The sequence below is a fragment of the Acinetobacter sp. YH12152 genome (assembly GCF_013418285.1).
Lineage (GTDB): Bacteria > Pseudomonadota > Gammaproteobacteria > Pseudomonadales > Moraxellaceae > Acinetobacter > Acinetobacter amyesii.
The window spans coordinates 1-16,692 of sequence record NZ_VPCH01000063.1 but is presented as its reverse complement, the minus strand read 5'-3'; the positions used below and the strand labels follow the sequence as shown (position 1 = coordinate 16,692).

The 16,692-nt window shown below is 43.6% G+C and carries 13 protein-coding genes and 2 pseudogenes; 3 read left to right on the top strand and 12 right to left on the bottom strand.

From position 1 onward, the window contains the following. Positions 1 to 151 precede the first annotated feature (151 nt). The 5 genes and pseudogenes from FTU83_RS15355 to ribF all read right to left on the bottom strand — a co-directional run. Positions 152 to 361, bottom strand: a pseudogene (locus tag FTU83_RS15355) (NADPH-dependent FMN reductase); the annotation flags it as partial. Positions 362 to 506: 145 nt separating this feature from the next. Next, positions 507 to 989 (bottom strand): peptidylprolyl isomerase, encoded by a 483-nt coding sequence (locus tag FTU83_RS15350; protein WP_078190656.1) that lies wholly within the window; start codon positions 987 to 989, stop codon positions 507 to 509. Continuing rightward, the gene (gene lspA / locus FTU83_RS15345) at positions 982 to 1,521 is read right to left on the bottom strand and encodes a signal peptidase II (RefSeq protein WP_078190655.1); all 540 of its coding nucleotides are present in this window, start codon (positions 1,519 to 1,521) and stop codon (positions 982 to 984) included. The genes FTU83_RS15350 and lspA overlap by 8 nt, the downstream gene beginning before the upstream one ends. Continuing rightward, positions 1,514 to 4,360, bottom strand: a complete 2,847-nt coding sequence (gene ileS / locus FTU83_RS15340; protein ID WP_180107190.1) for an isoleucine--tRNA ligase — start codon at positions 4,358 to 4,360, stop codon at positions 1,514 to 1,516. Before ileS ends, lspA begins: the two co-directional genes overlap by 8 nt. A 63-nt stretch (positions 4,361 to 4,423) precedes the next feature. Beyond that, positions 4,424 to 5,425: a riboflavin biosynthesis protein RibF gene (gene ribF / locus FTU83_RS15335; RefSeq protein WP_168379800.1), complete on the bottom strand. Its 1,002-nt coding sequence runs from the start codon at positions 5,423 to 5,425 to the stop codon at positions 4,424 to 4,426. 208 nt (positions 5,426 to 5,633) lie between these two features. Between ribF and FTU83_RS15330 the strand changes: the two genes are divergently transcribed. From FTU83_RS15330 to FTU83_RS15320, 3 genes are all read left to right on the top strand, one after another. Continuing rightward, positions 5,634 to 6,782: a TDT family transporter gene (locus FTU83_RS15330; protein ID WP_180107188.1), complete on the top strand. Its 1,149-nt coding sequence runs from the start codon at positions 5,634 to 5,636 to the stop codon at positions 6,780 to 6,782. 256 nt (positions 6,783 to 7,038) lie between these two features. Beyond that, on the top strand, positions 7,039 to 8,115 hold the full coding sequence (locus tag FTU83_RS15325) for an aromatic ring-hydroxylating dioxygenase subunit alpha (protein WP_180107186.1): 1,077 nt from the start codon (positions 7,039 to 7,041) through the stop codon (positions 8,113 to 8,115). 117 nt (positions 8,116 to 8,232) lie between these two features. Continuing rightward, positions 8,233 to 8,799: a 5'-nucleosidase gene (locus tag FTU83_RS15320; protein ID WP_180107184.1), complete on the top strand. Its 567-nt coding sequence runs from the start codon at positions 8,233 to 8,235 to the stop codon at positions 8,797 to 8,799. Between the two features lie 69 nt (positions 8,800 to 8,868). Here FTU83_RS15320 and FTU83_RS15315 read toward each other — a convergent pair whose 3' ends face one another. The 7 genes and pseudogenes from FTU83_RS15315 to argA form a co-directional block, all read right to left on the bottom strand. Next, positions 8,869 to 9,489 (bottom strand): TetR/AcrR family transcriptional regulator, encoded by a 621-nt coding sequence (locus FTU83_RS15315; RefSeq protein ID WP_078190649.1) that lies wholly within the window; start codon positions 9,487 to 9,489, stop codon positions 8,869 to 8,871. A 346-nt stretch (positions 9,490 to 9,835) separates the two neighbouring features. Beyond that, positions 9,836 to 10,643, bottom strand: a pseudogene (locus FTU83_RS15310) (ABC transporter ATP-binding protein). A 10-nt stretch (positions 10,644 to 10,653) separates the two neighbouring features. Next, positions 10,654 to 11,469, bottom strand: coding sequence for an aliphatic sulfonate ABC transporter permease SsuC (gene ssuC, locus FTU83_RS15305; RefSeq protein WP_078190647.1), 816 nt, complete (start codon positions 11,467 to 11,469; stop codon positions 10,654 to 10,656). Next, positions 11,469 to 12,644 (bottom strand): FMNH2-dependent alkanesulfonate monooxygenase, encoded by a 1,176-nt coding sequence (gene ssuD / locus FTU83_RS15300; protein ID WP_168379803.1) that lies wholly within the window; start codon positions 12,642 to 12,644, stop codon positions 11,469 to 11,471. The genes ssuC and ssuD overlap by 1 nt, the downstream gene beginning before the upstream one ends. A gap of 33 nt (positions 12,645 to 12,677) precedes the next feature. After that, entirely contained in the window at positions 12,678 to 13,667 is a 990-nt protein-coding gene (locus FTU83_RS15295) for an aliphatic sulfonate ABC transporter substrate-binding protein (protein WP_180041892.1), read from the bottom strand. A 26-nt stretch (positions 13,668 to 13,693) separates the two neighbouring features. Next, positions 13,694 to 14,656 carry a sulfonate ABC transporter substrate-binding protein gene (locus tag FTU83_RS15290; protein ID WP_180107182.1) on the bottom strand — a complete coding sequence of 321 codons (963 nt, stop codon included), beginning with the start codon at positions 14,654 to 14,656 and terminating at the stop codon, positions 13,694 to 13,696. 338 nt (positions 14,657 to 14,994) lie between these two features. Continuing rightward, positions 14,995 to 16,347: an amino-acid N-acetyltransferase gene (argA, locus tag FTU83_RS15285; RefSeq protein ID WP_180107181.1), complete on the bottom strand. Its 1,353-nt coding sequence runs from the start codon at positions 16,345 to 16,347 to the stop codon at positions 14,995 to 14,997. Positions 16,348 to 16,692 lie beyond the last annotated feature (345 nt).

The following is a 16,692-nucleotide window of genomic DNA, read 5'->3' as shown; positions in this document are numbered from 1 at the left end:
ATTCATATTAAGCTTTACGAGGGCGTTGTATCGTCTGACGAGACGTGTATCAAGATGGGAGATATTAAATTGAAGAGCATGCTCTTCAATTTAACCCAAAACTTGGGATTTGTGTAGATACCTATGCTTTTAAGGGGGGGAGGATGTCAACTGCCCATGCTTGTTGTTTGGGTTGGTCATAAATCCCGGTTAATGGTGGATGTGCGCCTGCAAAAATAGGCAGATCCCATTCTTTTAAATCGACAATTTCAGTTTCTACGGTACTGTAGTCATAGCTTTCGATTTCTGAAAGTAGCCAGTTTGCAATCTTAATTGCCGTACGGCCTTCGCGGACACTGCCGACAATAATATGAAGTTTCATCGTATTTCCCGTCTTGTTTTAAAGTCTTGCATTAAATTAATATGAATTCGATCTGTTGCATATACAGAAAATGTATCGAGTCGATTGATAGTTATAAAAATAGTGATAAAAAAAAGCTCCCGAAGGAGCTTTCATTTGCTGAAACTTAGATCAGTTTCACGCCTTGTTGACCGGCAGGGGTCACTTTGAAAATTTCAACTTCAAAGGTGATATTTTTACCGGCTAGAGGGTGGTTGAAATCCACTTCGGTAATGTCTTCACCTACAGTTTTGATCACCCCATACAGACTTTGTTTGGCTTTATCTTCAAACTCAATCATATGGCCTTCAACAGGACGCTGCTCAAATTTGACGGTATCAAATTTTTGTACGTTTTCTGGGTTCCATGGACCAAAAGCATCTTCAGGAGGAAGGCTTACGGTACGGCGGTCACCTGCACGTAAACCGAATAAAGCTTTCTCAAAACCCGGTAATAAGCTGCCATCACCCATGACAAGGCTGACAGGTTCAGCACGGCTACGGGTATTGTCAATTTCTACGCCATTTTCAATAGCAACAGAAAAGTGAAGGTCTACTTTAGAGCCTTCTTCAATACGAGTTTCCTCGTTAGGATTGATAAAATCAGTCATTTTGCGCTTCCGCACGTTGAATTCGGTGTTTTTCTAAGAAAAACGTATCGATAAGAAGCAGAATCGTGCCTAAAGTAATGGCACTGTCTGCAATATTAAATGCAGGAAAGTGGCTGTTGTTGTAATACACGTGAATGAAATCCACCACATAGCCTAAAGATACGCGGTCAATTAAGTTACCGATTGCGCCGCCTAAAATCAGGGCAATGGCAATTGGAAGGACTTTCACGTTTTTTGGCATACGCATGAGCCAAAATACAAAAATGACAGACACAAGTCCTGCGAGTGAAGTAAAGAAATAACGTTGCCATCCACCGGCATCGGACAAGAAACTAAAGGCAGCGCCATAGTTATGTAGTAATGTCCAATTTAAAAAGGGCATGACAGGTACAGGATCTGCGTAGTTCAGATGTGTACTTGCAATCCATTTGGTCCATTGATCCAAAATAATGGCAACAATGGATAAGCCCACCCACACTAAATTGTGTGGGTAGAATTGAAAGAAGCCCTTTTTTTCTTGTGGATTAGGCATATTTTCTCTCTTCGCCTTGACCTGTAGGAAGGTTAATAATACAACGAGAACAAAGACCTGGATGTTCGTGATGTGTATTCACATCTGGCAGTACATGCCAGCAGCGTGCACATTTTTCACCATCAGCAGCAGAGACTTTGACATTTAAACCGTCAAGGTCAGAGGCTTCACCTTGCGCTGCATCAAACGCATTGACAATCACTTGAGAAGTGATGAGGACAAAACGCAGTTCTTCACCGAATTTGTCTAAAACAGCTTTCAGCTCAGCATTGGCCCAAAGTTCAACTTTGGCAGACAAGTTTGAACCCACAGTTTTTGCAGTACGTGCAGCTTCAATAAACTTGTTCACCGCAGATTTAACGGTGATCAAGGTTTGCCATTCAGCTTCAGTCACCAGATTCGCTGTAGAAGCTACAGGAATGTCATACCACTCCGCAGTAAATACATATTTCTCAGACTGCTCTGGAATCAACGGCCAAGCTTCTTGTGCGGTAAAGCTCAAGATAGGAGACATCCAACGGACAAAGGCTTGAACCAAGTGATACAACGCAGTTTGTGCAGAATGACGCGCTGCAGAGTCTGCTTTGGTGGTGTATTGACGGTCTTTGATGATGTCGAGGTAGAAACCACCCAAGTCATTAATACAGAAGTTGGTCAATGCGCTAGTCACGATATGGAAGTTCATATCTTCATAAGCTTGTTGAATAGTTTTTTGTACTTCCGCAGCACGTTGCAAGATGTATTGATCCAGTGCGATCAATTGATCGACAGGCAAAGCATCAGTCGATGGTTTGAAGCCATTCAAGTTAGCCAACAAGAAACGCAACGTATTACGGATACGGCGGTAACCATCTGATGCACGGCTGAAGATTTCTTTACCTGCAGTCATTTCATAACGGTAGTCTGCAGACGCAATCCAGAAACGTAGGCCATCTGCACCCATGTCTTTAATGATGTCTTGCGGAGTGATCACGTTACCGATCGACTTCGACATTTTGCGGCCTTTTTCGTCCACAACGAAGCCGTGAGTCAATAAGCCTTTGTAAGGTGCGCGGTTATTAATCGCCATAGATGTTAACAATGAAGATTGGAACCAGCCACGATGTTGGTCAGAACCTTCAAGGTACAAGTCAGCAGGGTCTTGCAATTCTTCACGTTCACGAAGTACTGCAAAGTGTGTTGTTCCAGAGTCGAACCATACGTCTAAAGTGTCACGTACAGCATTGTACTGCTCTGCATCTGCACCGATAAACTCAGACGCATCACGGTTATACCAACCGTCAATACCTTCTTGTTCAATCAGCTTCGCGACTTCTTCGATTAGCTCAGGGGTACGCGGGTGAAGTTCGTTGGTATCTTTATGCACGAAGAATGGAATTGGCACGCCCCATGTACGTTGACGTGAGATACACCAATCTGGACGACCTTCAATCATCGATTGGATACGGTTTTTACCCCAATCCGGTACGAAGCTGATGTCATTTTCAATCGCGTTCAATGCACCTTGGCGTAAACCTTTTGCATCCATGCTGATGAACCATTGCGGTGTTGCACGGAAGATAATCGGTGTTTTATGGCGCCAGCAATGTGGGTAGCTATGTTTGATCACCACATGTGCCCAAAGTTTGCCTGCTTCGGTTAAAGCAGCAATGATTTTTGGATTGGCTTTGTAGATGTGTTCGCCTGCAAAAATTGGCGCAGTCGGTAAATATACACCGTTGCCGCCAACTGGATTGTCGACTTTCAGGTTGTACTGTAAGCCAACTTTATAGTCGTCCACACCATGGCCTGGCGCGGTATGTACAGCACCTGTACCACTGCCGTCTGTGACATGCTCACCTAAAATCACTGGTACTTGGCGTTCAGCAATTAACGGATGTTGTAGTACTAGATTTTCAAGTTTTGCACCAGCAAACTCAGCGATTACTTCAACTGTATTAAAACCATAACGTTGAGTTGCAGATTCAACCAATGATTTTGCAAGGATGAAGTTTTGCGCTGCTTTGTCTTCGCCAGTTGCTTTCACCAATTGGTATTCAAGTTCAGCGTGTAGAGCAACCGCTTGGTTGGCAGGCATAGTCCAAGGTGTGGTTGTCCAGATTACGATATCTGTAGAATCGCTAACTGTAACACCTAGGCGTGCAGATAAATCAGCTAAATCAACAACGCTAAAACCAACGTCAATCGCATCTGATTTTTTGTCTTCGTATTCCACTTCAGCTTCAGCTAAGGCAGAACCACAGTCCAAACACCAGTTCACAGGTTTAAGACCCGGCTCAATATGGCCTGCTTTGGCAATTTCACCGAGCGAACGAACGATGTCGGCTTCTTGTTTGAAGTTCATGGTGAGGTAAGGGTTGTCCCAATCACCAAACACACCCATACGCACGAAGTCTTTTTTCTGTAATTCAACTTGGGTGTAGGCATATTCACGGCAGGCTTTACGGAAAGTTGAGGCATCTACTTTCACGCCGACTTTACCGACTTTTTCTTCAACTTTCAGTTCGATTGGAAGACCGTGACAGTCCCAACCTGGTACATACGGTGCGTCAAAACCGTCCATTACACGGCTTTTGATGATGATGTCTTTCAGGACTTTATTCACCGCATGGCCTAAGTGAATTTGGCCATTTGCGTATGGAGGGCCGTCATGAAGCACATATTTTTTCTTGCCAATACGCGATGCACGAATCTGCTGATAAATGTTGTCGGCATACCACTCTTCTAACCATTTCGCTTCACGTACTGCGAGATTTGCTTTCATCGCAAATTCAGTACCTGGGAGGTTTAGCGTGGCTTTATAATCCACTGCATTTTCAGGAGTTTGCTTATCGCTCATGCAAGTTGTCTTCCAAATTTATCAGCCCGTTGACTGACGCGTTTTACAATAAATAATCGGGGTTTAAAAGGGGAAATGAGGGTGCTGACCTCGAAACTCAAGGAGCTTTTCGACGTCGTCATCAATTCCGGCTTTCAGTGCTTCAAGCGAAGGGTAGTCCTTTTCGCCATGTAAAAAGTTCAAGAACGTCACCCGCATTAACAGGCCATACAGATTAGCAGAAACATCAGGAAAATGTACTTCTAATCGCCATTCAGGATGTTCCTGTTTAATTGCGGGACGCGTACCAACATGCCCTGCACCAAACAGGGCAGAGGGTGCATAACCTGCAACCCCTAATTTGTCAGCATTTTCGTTTTTTACTTTATCTGTTAAAGATTCGGTTTCACAAATGACATCGACTGCATAAATGCCATTTAAACAAGGTTTATGACGGTTTAAACGCACATTAATGGTAGGAAAATTAATGGTGCGACCGATTTGATCGCCATACTGCACACGACCGGTGATGCTATAAGGACGACCTAAAAGTTTTGCGGCATGGGCAAGGTCGCCTGCTTGTAATGTCTGACGAACCAGTGTCGAACTGACACGTTCGCCATCGACTTCGACATTTTGCAGGGCTGTGACTTGGAAGCCGTATTGGCGTAAAAATTCGCTATTGCCTTGGCGGTTTTTGCCAAAGTGATGATCTTCGCCCAAAACTAAACTTTGTGTATTGAGTTTATTTTTTAAAATATCGGCAAATTCTTCGGCGCTGAGATTACGAAAGGCATTGTCAAATTTCGCCACCACAATATAGTCGACGCCTAGTTCAGTTAAATATTCGACTTTTTCACGTAGTGAACTGATTCGAGGCGGTGCATCATAAGCTTTAAAGAATTCAAGCGGTTGTGGCTCAAAAATCATCACAGCTGTTTTTAAGTTTTGTTGCTGTGCTATGTCTTTGAGCTGGCTGACCATCGCTTGATGACCCAAATGTACGCCATCAAAATTGCCAATGGTCACGGCAGTTTTGGGGAGTTCTAAGTGGGGCGCTAAAGCATTCAGACGGAGCAGCTTCATGGGCGAATCAATTGTTGAAAATGTTTGAGGGCTATATATTGCCATAATCTTCTGCGTTCGTCTTGTTGTTGTGTTTTTACTCAAGTTTTTTTATGCAGAGATGAATTTATTATCAGTAAAATAAATTATAAAAATAAATATTAATCAATTTTTCTTATTAATTAGTGTGCTTAAACTATAGACATTCCATTTTGATGAGCATCATGCGATGAAAATGCCATTTTATCAACTCCAGCATAAACAAGACTTGATTCGTCATTTCACCCCAAACTGGTTTACGGTGGTGATGGGTACAGGTGTGGTGGCCCTCATTTTACCATCTATACCGTTGGCGCCGCAGTGGATGTGGTCCATCGGAGCAGGGTTGTGGCAGATCAGCATCGTGTTGTTCATATTGTTTAGTGGGATGTATCTCAGCCGATGGATCTTGTATCCACAAGAAGCCAAGCAGATTTTCCAGCATCCGGTGATGAGTTTATTTCTTGGGGCAATCCCCATGGCACTGGCAACCCTGATCAATGGCGCATTGAAATTTGGCACCACGCTGTACACTGAGTTTTTGGGCGTAAGCATCATCACATGGGCTGAATATTTATGGTATGTCGATGTGTTGATGGCAATTGCGATTGCATGGTGTGTTCCCTTTCTGATGTTTAGTCGTCAGCAACATGCGCTGCAAGGCATGACCGCAGTATGGTTATTGCCGATAGTGGCTTGCGAGGTGGCTGCCAGTTCAGGTGGTTTATTGTTGGCGCATTTACCTGCACAGGCCCATGCTGTCCATATTTTGCTGGGGAGTTATCTGCTTTGGGGAATCTCAGTATTTCCAGCCTTTGCCATCTTAAGCATCTTGTTGCTGCGTCTAGCTTTACATCAATTGCCAAGCAAGGAGATGGCAATCAGCAGTTGGTTGGCCTTAGGACCGATTGGGACAGGGGCGTTAGCGCTGTTACTTTTGGGAGAGCAAGCCCCTCGTATTTTGACAGCAGTAGACTTGGCAGATTTAGGACAGGTGTTACTTCAAGGCGGTGTGTTTGCAGCCCTTGTTCTGCTCGGATTTGGTGTATGGTGGTTTGGAATCGCTATACTCATCACGCTAAAACATTTACGAGATTTACCCTTTAATCTCGGGTGGTGGGCGATGACGTTTCCATTCGGCGTTTTTAGTTTGGCGGTCATCAATTTGGCGGAACAAACGCAATTACACGCTATCCAACAGTGTGGCACTTTTTTTGCGGTTTTGCTCTGTACGCTTTGGTTATTGGTGATGCTGAAAACCATACAAGGGTTTTATCGTGGCAGCTTATTTTTTTCTCCGTGTTTAAAAGCGTATTGTGATGCTCAGCGCGCATCTTAATTGATGTTGGGTGAATGTAAATCCGTTGAAGAAAACTATTGCGCGTTGGCTTTGACGGATTTCAACAAACAAATATAGAGCTTCTGCAAGCGTGTGATGCAGTTACGTTATTTTGCTATCCAAGCAAAACATTCATGTATAAAATTTGCGCGTATTTTCGAGAGATCAACTGGCTTCGAGATATAAACTTGCTTGTACTAGGTGTTAGAGCAAGGCTTATGGATTAAAACAAAAAGATAAAAATAAGGATCGAATTATGTGTAATCAAACCCGTTTTTGGGATGATGCCAAAGGATTATTAGAAGAATGGTACGTCGCTTGTACCTCTAAAGAACTCAAAAAAGATCAGCCTTTTTCAGCCACCCTGTATGGTAAAAAATTTGTTCTGTTCCGACAAAAAGATGGAACAGCCGCTGCATTGCTCGATCAATGTGTGCATCGTGGTGTGCCTTTGTGTAAGGGTAAAATGACCGATGGCTGCGTGACATGTCCATATCATGGTTGGTCGTATCAGGGCGATGGGCATGTGGCGCATATTCCTAGTGTCAATGGACAATTTTTTCCAGAAAAACCGCATCCCTTTAAACAGCGTAGTTTTGATGTATGTGAGCAAGATGGGGTGGTATGGATTTATCTCGGTGAAAAGCCCAAACAGGAACGCCCGGAAATATTTAAATTACCGTTTTATGATCAAGCCGGCTGGGTCAGCTATTACATGGTCGGCAGTTATGATGGCGAGATGGGCGCTGTTGCACAGAATATAATGGATGTAACCCATACCATATTTGTCCATGAAGGCTGGTTTCGTTCAGAGTCGGGAAAAGCCGTGGATGCCACCATAGATGTCGGGCCGCGCAAAGTAGTCGTTGACTATCATGACCATGATGCAGAAGTCGGCATGATGCCATGGCTGACCAATCCGCATGGTGCTGAACAGGTCCACCGCGACAGTTTTATCGCGCCGAATATTACCTTGGTGGAATACCATTGGGGAGAGCCATCGGGCATGGTGTTTAATAGTCTGATTAGCCCTGTGGGGCCGTATGAGTCACGGGTTTATACCTGTGTCAGTTATAAATTTCCGATTCCAAAATTGTTGTCTAAGGCATTGATGCCGGCTGTGAATGCCTATACTTGGGTGGTCAACAAACAAGACATTAAAATTTTGTCAGCGCGAAGAGCTGGCATCGAGCATATGCCAATGACCCATTCGCATAGTGTACGAGGGGATATGGCACATATTGCATTAGAGAAGATTTTAGATGCCTTACGTCATGACCAACAATTGGCACCATCTTTTATTGGCAAGCGGCCTATGCAATTTCAAATTTGATAGCATTCAAATCTGCGTGAGGAATTTATTTTCTGAGCAATGCGATTTTTGAAGATGATTTTTTCTGCGCACGTGCAAATGTATGCTATATGAAGGCATCAATTTGAGGAGACCGCTATGCGTCAGCAAATCGCTTTAATTATGGCACTGCCGAGTGAATCTAAAGGCTTGTTTGAAGCCGCAGGCATTGAAGTACATTACAGTGGTATTGGTAAAGTCAATGCCGCATTTAAAGCCTTTGATGTGATTCAAAAAACCGGATGTCATACTTTGCTGAATTTGGGCACTGCGGGAAGTTCACATTTTGATGCACATGCTTTGGTTGAAGTAGCTCAATTTGTACAACGGGATATGGATGTATCGCCTTTGGGTTTTGATGTGGGGGTGACGCCGATGGATACCGATCATCCTGCTGAAATTCAGCCAGAGAGCATGTTTAGCCATTTGCCTAAAGGAATTTGTGGTACAGGCGACAGCTTTGAAACTGGGCTGCCGAAAGTACCGTGTAATCTTGTCGATATGGAAGGCTACGCAATCGCTAAAGTATCTAAAAAACTGGGTGTTCGCTTTGTGTCGGTAAAATATATTACCGATGGTGCGAATGACACAGCACATCTGGATTGGGAAGAAAATTTATTATTCGGCGCAAAGAAATTATTGGAATTATATCAAACAGTAAAATAAGGCATTCAGCTAATTTCGGTCGGCGACCATAGAATGCTATGGTCGTATGCCAATTCGACCCAATTCAATTTACTTTTCTGGGCGTGGAATTACACCGTAAAGCATCATATGAACGGTATGTTGAATAATCCGTTGTTGCATACTGCGATTACGTAAGGTTTTTCCAGTGACCATTTCCATTTGGGTTGCAAAGTCAGCATAGTTTTGCGTGATTGCCCAAATGTTCAGAATTAAAAGTTCTGGATCAATATCTTTTGAAATTTTGCCTTGCTCTTGCCAGTTGCTAATGACTTTGGCTTTGCGTTTCACTAATTTTTTTAGTGGGCCTTTTAAAATTTCAAGAATGTGTGGTGCGCCCTGAATGACTTCAAGTGCGAACAAACGTGAGGCTTTCGGTTGCGTACGAGATACTTCAATTTTCTGCAATAGATAATTGGTGATCGCTTCTTCAGGCTCAAGGTCTGCTTCCAACATTTGTAGCGGAGCAAGCCACTTTTGTAGAACCGTTGTCAGAACTTCAACATAAAGCGCTTCTTTATTTTCATAGTAATAGAAAATATTCGATTTATGCATTTCTGCAATCTGTGCGATCTCATCCAAGCTGGCGCCATTGAAGCCATACAGGGAAAAGACATCCAGTGCTGCATTAAGCAACTGGTGGCGTTTCTGGGTACTCTTTTTTTGTTCCATTAGCTCTTTTAAGAAAATGAAAAGGGAATATTGAATTGTACGGCAAATCAACAGATTTGTGCACAATCATCGTTTTTAATTTTATGAATTTTGGCAGTTTATTCTATTCAACAGTCAAATAAATACGACGAATGCCATAATATTTCAAATAATCATTTTAGGGTGAAATTTAAATAAATCATTATTTTTAGTCATGGATTTATATGATTTGTCGTAATTTTTGTGATGTATTTGTCAACAGGCGATAAATCTCCCCTCAATGCAAAACATGGTTTGTTGCGATATTGCTCTTGAACAGGACAGGAAGTCACACGGTTTAAGTGATGATTTCCTGCACAAGTACAGCTTAAGTGGCCAAGACCGCTTGTAAGACTTGTTGTTCAAGTTCAGTAAATTCAATGCCTTTTTTTCGTGGACGGGCCAAATCGACACGAAATTCTTGGGCAATATGGCCTTTATCCAGCAAGATAATTCGGTCTGCTAACTGCACGGCTTCACTTACATCATGTGTGACCAAAATTGCGGTAAAACCCTGTTCAGTCCAAAGTTTTTCAATCAAATTCTGCATATCTAAACGTGTTAAGGCATCGAGCGCACCCAGTGGTTCATCTAGCAGCAAAATGCGTGGTTTATGTGACAAAGCACGTGCCAGTGCAGTACGTTGACGTTGCCCCCCTGACAGCTGTGTTGGCCAAAGCCCCCGCTTTGTCTTTTAAACCGACTTTTTCGAGGAGTGCTGTAGCATTGGCGTGTTGGTCTTTGCTTAAACCAAGTTGTACATTTTTCTCAATGCTACGCCAAGGCAGGAGGCGAGGGTCTTGGAACATCACACGAATATCATCACTGGTGATGCCTTCACGAATATGACGTGCAGACTTAAATTTAATTTCGCCATAACTCGGTTTTTCTAAGTCGGCGATGAGGCGAAGCAGGGTACTTTTACCACAGCCACTACGACCGACAATCGCCAAGAATTCACCGGGTTGAATATGCAGGTCAAGGTCTTTAAGGACTTTAACATCGCCATAAAATTTGTGTAGTTGTTCAATCAGGATCTCTGCGCCCAACACTGCATGGGGATTGATATCCTCGACAGAAGAACGCTGAGGTTGGGTTGAGTCGTCTGCATGACGGCTTATGCTTAAATCGGTCATTACATGCTCCTTATTTTTGGTAACCCGAGTGCCAACGGAGTAAATATTTTTCTAAGGCAACAGCCAGTACATCGGCTAATTTACCGAGTAGGGCATACAATAAAATCCCGACCAAGACGATGTCGGTTTGTAGAAATTCGCGTGCGTTCATGGTCATATAACCGATGCCAGCTTGTGCAGAAATGGTTTCTGCCACAATCAACAAAACCCAAACGAGACCGAGTGAAAAACGCAGACCAACCAAAATAGACGGCATCGCCCCCGGTAGAATGATTTCTTTATACAGTTGCCAGCCACTCAAACCGTAGCTTTTGCCCATTTCAATCAGTTGAGGGTCTACAGAACGAATACCATGATAGGTGTTGATATAAATGGGAAAGAATACGCCAATAGCGACTAAAAACAGCTTGGCCGATTCATCGATCCCAAACCATAAAATCACCAAGGGAATCAGGGCAAGAGCAGGAATGTTACGGATCATTTGCAGCGTGGTGTCGAGTAGCGTCGATGCTGTTTTGGATGAACCATTTAGCAGCCCTAAAAAAAGACCTAAACCACCGCCGACTAGAAGTCCCACCAAGGCCCGACCCGCACTGATTTGAACATGCTTCCACAGTTCACCACTGATCAGTAAGTTCCAAAAGGCCACCACCACCGCACTTGGCGCAGGCAAAATACGACTTTCTAATAGCCCTGTAACTGAGGCAATTTGCCATACAATAATTAATGCAATAGGAAACAACCAAGGCAGCAAACGCTGCCCGAGTTGTGTTCCACGTGAAACCTTCGGTGCTTTGAAGGTTTCAACAGAAACAGTTTTGGACATTAGGCCGGCTCCTGAATCTTTTCAGCTTTTTTATTTTCATCTGGGGTGTAGTTGTTCGCGACAATCTCACCAAATGGGCCGGTTAGGTTAGGTTGAACCAATTTTTGACGTGTTTCCAATGGCAGTAGTGGGAACACCAATTCTGCAAAACGGATAGACTCTTCAAGGTGTGGGTAACCAGAGAAAATAAAGGTGCTAATCCCGAGATCGGCATATTCTTGGATACGTGCGGCGACGGTTTCAGGATCACCAACGAGTGCCGTACCTGCACCACCACGAACCAATCCAACACCTGCCCATAAGTTTGGCGATACTTCTAATTTGCTACGGTCGCCATTGTGCAGTTCAGCCATACGGCGTTGCCCTACAGAGTCCATGGTTTTGAACTTGGCTTGTGCGGCTGCAATGGTGGCATCGTCGACATATTGGATTAGCTCTTCAGCTGCTTTCCATGCCTCTTCATTGGTTTCGCGTACAATGACATGCAAACGAATGCCATAATTCAGTTCACGCCCTTTGGCTTTGGCTTTTTCACGCACTACTGCAATTTTTTCTTTTACCGCAGCAGGTGGCTCACCCCAAGTCAAATAGGTGTCAACTTGATCTGTCGCTAATTCAACAGCAGCTTCTGACGAGCCGCCAAACCATAGTGGTGGATACGGTTTTTGTACTGGTGGATAGAGTAATTTGGCGTCGTCCACACTCAGGCGTTCGCCATGGAAGGTATAGCTTTCACCGGTATGTGAGCGGGTTAAAATTTCACGCCAAATGGTGGTGTATTCCGCGGCAGTTTGGTAACGCGTCGCATGATCTTCATAGACACCATCACCCTTGAGTTCTTGCTCATCACCGCCTGTAACTAAATTCAGTAAGATACGACCGCCAGATAAACGGTCAAATGTTGCAGCCATACGTGCAGTCAGTGCAGGCGTTGTCACCCCTGGACGTAGCGCGACTAGAAATTTTAAATTTTTAGTGGCATCGATCAAACTTGCAGCTGTAAGCCATGGATCTTCACATGAACGACCTGTCGGAATCAGAACGCCTTCATAGCCAAGATTATCCACCGCTACTGCAATTTGCTTCATGTAGGCATGATCGACTTGGCGTGCACCTTTACTTGTTCCTAAGTAGCGACTGTCACCGTGGGTAGGGATAAACCAGAAAATTTTCATGTTCAGTTCCTTGTATTTTTGATGGCTCGGGTATCAATGTGATGAAGGTGTCCAAACTTGCTTTTGGACTTGAATGTTGTTTGGAATCAGTTGGACTTGTTTGAATAAGTCCGCAATATTTTGCTGTGCTTGTATGACCTCAGGTGTCAGCGGGCGCACAGGAGAGGGTTTAGATCGGCGAGAAAAGGCTTGCGCAGCAATGTTCTTTTGCAGCCCTGTGCTGTTTTGATAAATCTCTAAAGCCACATTTTGGTTCTTCACAATCCACTGATCGGAAGCGTCTAGGGCCTTCAAAAATTTAGCTGGGGCATCAGGGTGTGCTTGAACGACTTTTGGATTTGCCACATAAAATGAATAGGTCTTTGGAAAATCACCGGATTGAATCAGCACTTTAGCCTGAGCATCCAACTCCGCTGCAGATAAAAACGGGTCCCAAATGGCCCATGCATCAATTGATTTTTTATCAAATGCGGCCCGTGCATCTGCTGGTGGAATCCAAATTGGTTGGATATCGCTCCAAGTCAAACCGGCTTTTTCTAAAGTTTTGGCTAATAACTCATGCGCACTCGAGCCTTTTTGCACAGCAACACGTTTGCCACGTAATTCTTGAATGGTCTTGATTGAGCTATCCGCAGGAATCACGACAGCAAGCGACTGTTCAGGCACCACTTCATAGCCAATATAATTCAGGTCTTTATTGGCAGCTTGGGCAAAAATAGGCGGGGTGTTGCCGACATAGCCATAATCCACCGCACCGACCGCAAGGGCTTCTAACATTTGTGGGCCAGCAGGGAACTCCTTCCACTCAATGTGAGCGCCGGGAAATTGTTGTTCAAAGAGCTTTTGTTCACGGGCAACCAGCAAATTTAAGGCTGATTTTTGAAAACCGATAACCAAGGTTTTTACGGCTGTTTCAGCTGGTTTTTCACGATCCTGCTGTGCTGTTTCTTGTTTTTGGCAGGCACTGAGTCCAAAGCCAAAAGTGGCTAAAGTCAGTATGGAAAATGTTCTTAGAATACGCATGGAATCGCCCTTATGCTGTGGTCGGCTTATTTGATAATGGCCGACTCAATATTTAATTTATTTGGAATTAATTTTTCGTTATAAAACGCATCAGCGACTTGCTGCTGCTCCTGCGCCACTTGTGCAGTAATCGGTGTCACTTGATTGCCTAAGCGTGAAATAGATGTTTTAAGCACATCTAGACCTAAGCCTGTTTTGCCTTCGAGTAACTTGGCCGCTTCATCTTGATTTTTTGAGACCCATTGCGTGGTCAAATTCAACTCATTCACCACAGCTTGCAGCACTTTTGGATTTTCCTGAGCAAATTTACGATCGGCCAAATAGAACTGGTAGTTCTTCACCAAGTTTTCGCCATTGGCAATGCTGCGAGCATTAAGTTGATGCTCAGCAGCAGAAAGGAACGGGTCCCAAATTACCCATGCATCAACGGCACCTTTTTCAAAAGCAGCACGTGCGTCGGCAGGTGGTAAATACACGACATTGATGTCGCTAAATTTAAGCTGATTGGCTTCCAACAGCTTGAGCAACAGGTAATGCACGTTTGAGCCTTTGTTTAAGGCCACACGTTTACCTTTTAAGTCCTGAATACTGTGAATAGCCGAATCTTTTTGCACAATTAACGCTTCAGCTTTTGGAACTGCAGGTTGGTTGGCAATGTAAACCAAATCGGTTTGAGCGGCTTGAGCAAAGATAGGCGGTGCTTCACCGACTTCACCAAATGACACGCTGCCCACATTGAGCCCTTCAAGCAGCTGTGGACCCGCAGGAAATTCCACCCATTTGATATTTACACCTTGGCTTTTTAAGGCTGTTTCTAAGGTTCCGCGTTCTTTTAAAATTGGCAATAAGCCATATTTTTGGAAGCCGATATTTAAGGTGACATTTTCTTCAGCCTCTTTTTTGCCACAGCCCGACATCATCATGGCACCCACAACCGCTGTAGACAGTACAAGTGTTTTTGTCCAAAGTTTTGCTTTGTGCGTACGCATGTGTTGCTCCTATAAAGGTCTAAATGTGCAGAACTGTTGATTTATGAACACATAAGCTAAAGAGTTTTCTTTTTCGAAAAAAATAAGAAAACTTAAATTTAAAATCAGGAAAAAAGATAAATAAATATCAGCAAAACTTATGAAAAATTATGATTTTAGAAAAACATATAATGTGTCAAAGTATTATTTTAAGTTATTGAAAATTATTCATTTATTGTATTTATTTAAATGATAGATATCGTTATTCTGTGGCTTGCATAGTGATTTGAGAGCCTAGACAAAGGATTCGGCATAACCTTATGCAAAATAATGCTATTCAGCGCATAGAAAAAGCCACTTTAAAGTGACTTTTTACAAACCAATGAGTTTCTTTGATAGTTATATAAGGCCTGACGGGCATTCGGTAAGTCATCGACACTGACTTGTTCAAAACCTTGTTCAAGGAACCAATGCGCTGTTCGTGTGGTCAAAATAAACAATTGTTCAATACCTATATCTCGCGCTTTTTCTTCTAAATAATGCAAAATTTGGCTACCGCGATTTGATTTTCGATACCCCGGATGCACAGCCACACACGCGATTTCAGCAGAGCGTTTTTCATCCCCTGTGACAGGAATCGGGTACAACGCAGCGCAGGCCAAAATCGTACCGTCACGTTCAATCACTGCAAATTGTCCAATTTCATTTTCCAGACGTTCGCGTGAGCGATAAACCAAGATGCCTTCTTGTTCGAGAGGGCGTAAGAGATTGATTAAGCCGCCAACATCTTGAATATCGGCAGTACGCACTTCTTCATAATGCGCATCAGTGATCATGGTGCCAGAGCCGTCACGCGTGAACAATTCTTCGATCAATGCGCCATCATAGGCATAGGAAATGAGATGAACACGGTGTACGCCTTGAAGGGAAGCATCTTTGGCAACGCTTAAATGCAGGGCTATGTCGGGGTTAGAATCTTGATATTGCAAAATATGCTGATCAAGTTGATGAGGCGTAATTTCGCGTTGTAGCTGCCCATGTTCATTGTGCAAACCATGTTGTTTGCCCAAGAAAATCAACTTATCCGCTTTTAAGCTGATGGCGGTTTTGGTCGCAACTTCTTCAGCCAATAAATTAAACACTTCACCTGTCGTGGAATAACCTGTTGGCCCAAGCACCACAATATTTTGGCTCTCTAAATGACGTTGAATCGCATCGATATCGACGGAACGAACTTCACCAGACAGTTGAAAATCGATACCGTCACGAATGCCATACGGTTTTGCCGTGACCAAATTGCCTGAGACCACATCAATACGCGCGCCGTACATCGGTGAGTTGGCTAAACCCATAGACAGGAGGGCTTCAATTTGCAGACGAATGGAACCGACGGCATTCATCACCGCAGGTAAGGATTCGCGAGTGGTGATGCGACGGTGATGATGAAATGGTGTCTTGATGCCGCTGCTTTGTAAATTATGATTGATTTGCGGACGAGCACCATGCACCAAAATTAGACGAATACCAAGTGAGTGTAATAAGGCAATATCATGAATAATGTGTTGAAAATTTTCATGTTGCAGCGCTTCACCATCAAACATGATGACAAAGGTTTTGTTGCGATGCGCATTAATATAGGGTGCAGAATGACGGAACCAATGCACATACTGTAAGGTTGTGCTGGAAGATGGTTCAGTGATATTCGTTTGCATGCCTATGCCTGTTTATTCGCTTTGGTATGGATGATTCTAAACAAAAACATATGACAGCGGAAAGCAAATTTGACATCCTCCCCCCCTTAAAAGCATAGGTATCTACACATTTTTTATAAATTGAATGCGATCTGAGCAATCGCATTCAGCTCATCAGACGAATACTCTGACAACAACTGAAGAGTGTTCAATAGTATTGAAAGCCCTGCCAGTATGGCCATAGGTATCTACACATTTTTTATAAATTGAATGCGATCTGAGCAATCGCATTCAGCTCATCAGACGAATACTCTGACAACAACTGAAGAGTGTTCAATAGTATTGAAAGCCCTGCCAGTATGGCAG